The 3971-nt window shown below is 60.4% G+C and carries 3 protein-coding genes; all 3 read left to right on the forward strand.

Going from position 1 to position 3971, the window contains the following annotated elements; translation table 11 throughout:
• Positions 1-70 precede the first annotated feature (70 nt).
• Positions 71-1495 carry a hypothetical protein gene (locus VN004_RS21820; protein ID WP_325614280.1) on the forward strand — a complete coding sequence of 475 codons (1425 nt, stop codon included), beginning with the start codon at positions 71-73 and terminating at the stop codon, positions 1493-1495.
• 26 nt (positions 1496-1521) lie between these two features.
• Positions 1522-2670 (forward strand): N-acetyl sugar amidotransferase, encoded by a 1149-nt coding sequence (locus VN004_RS21825; RefSeq protein WP_325614281.1) that lies wholly within the window; start codon positions 1522-1524, stop codon positions 2668-2670.
• A gap of 13 nt (positions 2671-2683) precedes the next feature.
• Positions 2684-3971, forward strand: a 1288-nt coding sequence (locus tag VN004_RS21830) for a hypothetical protein (protein WP_325614282.1), incomplete at its 3' end; no start/stop codon positions are given.

Consider the following 3971-nt stretch of genomic DNA (forward strand, 5'->3'; position numbering starts at 1 on the left):
ATCGTGCCGTGTTGATCTCCTATCCCGCGCCGGGTGACATCGAGTCGCTGGCTCACGCAGCGTCTTCATAATGATTCGCATCGGTACTTCCCGCTTCTCGCGCGCCGCGCTGCTGATGATGGTCGGCACCGCGCTGAGCCAGATCATCGCGCTCGGCAGCGCACCTTTGCTGACGCGGCTTTATGAGCCGGCGGTGTTCGGTGTCTTTGCGACAGTGGTGGCGCTTGCCGGCATTCTCGCGATCCCCGCTACGCTTCGATACGAGCTCGCAATCCTGTTGCCGGAACGCGACGAGGATGCGCGCACCATCGCGCTCGGCGCAATCGCAATCGCGTTCTGGGTGACCGTCGGTGTCATGGCGGTGATGATGGGTGCGTGGTATCTGGTGCCCGCCTTCGGCACGATGAGTTCACTCGGCCTGTGGCTGTTCGCCATTCCACCCCTGGCGTTCTGCGTGGCGGTCCAGAGCACGGCCGTTTACGTCGCCAATCGCGAGCATCGTTACGGACGAATCGTATGCGGCAACCTCGTGCAGCAGGCGATTGCCGCGCTTCTGGGGGTCGGTTTCGGCCTCGGCGCCATGAAGGTGGGCGGACTCTATCTGTCCCGGCTTGCCGGTTACATTTCGGCATCGGCCACGCTTGGTGTGGTCGCGCTGGTACGGTCCTTCTTTGTGGAGGGGTTCGACCGGACAGCGTTCCGGGATCTCGCAGCGCGTTACCGGCAATTCCCGGTTTTCAATGTCGCCTACAGTCTGCTCGGCGTGCTGTCGCGGGACTTTCCCGTGCTGGCGCTGACCGCCTTCGGCCTTGTCTCTTCGGCCGGGCACTTTGCGCTCGCGCGCATCGCCGCAACGTTCCCGGCCAACTTTCTCACTGCTTCGATCAGCCAGGTATTCTACCGCGAGGCGGCTGAAAAGATCGACACACCACCATTCCAGGACATGATCTGGAATCTGATGCGTGCGTTGGCGTTCGGCCTCGTGCCATTCTTCCTTCTGGCCGCGCTGTGGTCGAGCCCGCTCTTTCCCAAGATGCTCGGTGAAAATTGGCGCGAAACTGGCCATATGTTTGCACTGTTAGCGTCGCCGATGACTCTCGCGCTTTTGACCGGCTGGCCGGAGCGGATTTTCGAAATCCGCGCGAAGCAATACTGGTCGCTCGCCGTCCAGTTCGTGTTTGACTCGATGGTCGTGGTGTCAGTGACGGCCCTGCTGTTCTACGGCTATGACATCGATATTGTGCTGACTGTGTTTGCTGCGATCTTGTCCGGCTATCAGCTCACTTATCTGGCGCTTGTTTTCGTCCTGACCGGCCTCGGTTTGCGGAAGTATTGTACGCTCCTTGCAATGCTGGCCGCCGTTGTGGCGGGTATGTTGCTCGGGCATTTCGGAGCCGGCATGGTGTTGACGCCGATCCACACTTTCCTCGCCAGTCTCGTGCTTGCCGGCAGTTTCTCGGCGATCGGCCTTCGCTTCGGGCTGCGCGTTCTCTAGGCATTCACAACACACAGACCTCCACGATGTCATCGGCTTCCTACCGCATCTGTACGCGCTGCGTGATGGACACCAGCGATCCGGATATCTCGTTCGACGCGGATGGCGTTTGCAGCCATTGCCGTAACTACGACCTGCAGGCGAAGCCCATCGTCGATCGCGCGGCCTCCGGCGAAGCGAAAAAGGATCTCGATGCACTGGTTGAGCGGATCAAGCGGCGCGGCCGCCGCGCGCAATATGACTGCATCATCGGACTGAGCGGCGGCGTCGACAGCACCTATGTCGCACTCAAGGTGAAGGAATACGGCCTGCGCACGCTCGCGGTGCACTTTGACAGTGGCTGGAATTCGGAGCTGGCGGTCGGCAACATCGAAAACATCGTCAAACGGCTGGGCATCGATCACGTCACCTTCGTGGTCGATTGGGAGGAAATGCGGGATCTTCAGCTTGCGTTCCTGCGCTCGGGCGTCGCCAATTGTGACACGCCGACCGACCACGCTTTCCTCGCGGTGCTGTATCGGGTCGCCTCCCGGCACGGTATCAAGACGGTCATTACCGGAACCAACTTCGCGACCGAATTCATCCTGCCGAGAGCCTGGGGCTACAGTCCGGCGGACCGGGTGCACCTGCGCGCCATCCACAAGCGTTTCGGCCATGTTCCCCTGAGGAACTATCCAACGCTCGGCTTCTTCCAGCGCTATTTTTACTATCCGATCCTACGCGGCATCCGCACGGTCCGGATTCTCAACTACCTTCCTTATGTGAAAGACGATGTGAAGCGCGAAATCGCCGATACGCTTGGCTGGCGCGATTACGGCGGCAAGCACCATGAGTCGATCTTCACGCGCTTCTTCCAGACATATTACCTGCCGACGAAGTTCGGCTACGACAAGCGCCGCGCGCACCTGTCGAGCCTGATTGTGTCGGGGCAATTGACGCGCGAGGAGGCGCTCGCCTCGCTGTCGGCGCTGCCGAACGATCCGGACAAGATCGGCGAGGACAAGTCCTTCGTCGCCAAGAAGCTCGGCGTCAGCGACGCCGAATTTGACTGCATCATGGCCGAGCCGCCGCACAGCTACCGCGATTATCCGACTGAGGAGTGGCTGTACGGTCTGAAGGATCGAGTCTGGGCGCTGGTGAAGCGGATGCGCGGCATCACCGTCGCGCGAATCTAGATCGGGTCAGGTCGTGAAACCAACGCTCTCAACCATCGCCGCGCCGCTTCGGCCCCACGCGGCCTTCGCGTTCTATCTTCTCAGCGTCTGCTGGCTTGTCTTCAGCGTCTTCCTGGTGAGCGGCACCAGATATCTTGGCCAGTTGGAGCTCTTTCTTGTTGTCTTGCTGGCGAGCTATCCATTCATGGTCATGGCGGTACGGTGGCTGCCGTTAGAGCCTTTGCTCGGCGCGGTGCGCTTCGCCGGATGGCGCGACTCGGCCGCCTGGATTCTGCTTGTTCTGGCGGTTGCGCTTGCCGCCGGGCATTTCGTGCATCTGGGTTCGGTGCCGGTTTACGATGCGTTCCGCGAGCAGGACTACTTCAAGGTCATGCTGATCCGGCAAAACATCTTTGACGATGCAGGGGTGGTCTGGCGCTACGCACCGAATATGTTGATCAAGAGCGTTCTGCCGTTCCTGTTGTTCTATTTCGTGTCGCGCTCGCTTGCGGGATTCCTCATCACGCTGCTGGTCGGCACGTTTTATGCGATTGCCACGCTGAACAAGATCTTCATCGTGTTTCTGATCGCGCCGGCCTTTATTGTCGCGGCGCTGGAATTCGATATCCGCCGCGCGGCGCTGATGGCTTTGGCACTGATGGCGGGCCTGCTCATCTTGCCTTTGATTCAGAATCCTCAAGTTCGACCGCAGATCTGGGTTAACATCGCGGCGCATTTGCCGGAGCCTGCGCTGTCGACCCGGCTGAGCGACAAGGCTAACCAACCGGGGACGATGGATGCGGAAGCATTGAAGCGCCTCGCGGAAATTGAGGGGGAGCGCGCCAAGATCGGAATACGCATCGACCGCTCGTCCCCCCTGTATGTCGCTTTCGATACGATCAAGCGCCGCATCGTCGATGTTCCGGGGGAGGTCATTACGGCCTGGTTCCGGCACATCCCGTCGAAAATTCCGTTCACATATGGGTGCGGCTATCGCTGGCTTGCCGCAATCAAGGGCTGCGAGTTTCGGTTTGTGCCGGCCGAGATCAACGCGCTTGAGCGGCCCGACTTGGCGAAGCTCGGCGTCGCGGGAACGATGACGGCTGCGTCCTTCATGACCGACTATGCGAATTTCGGCAGCTGGGGTTTCGTCATCTCCGGTCTGGTCCTCGCGCTGTTGTTCGCGGCGCTCGGCCTTGTGTTCCGCGACGACTGGAAGGCGGCTGTCGCGCTGACCGCGGTGCCGATCATGCTGCTGATGGAAATCCAGCTTTCGACCGTGATCCTCACCGGTGGCTGGTTCCTGACCGTTCTCTTTTATC

Source organism: Pseudorhodoplanes sp., assembly GCF_035565855.1.
GTDB lineage: Bacteria > Pseudomonadota > Alphaproteobacteria > Rhizobiales > Xanthobacteraceae > Pseudorhodoplanes.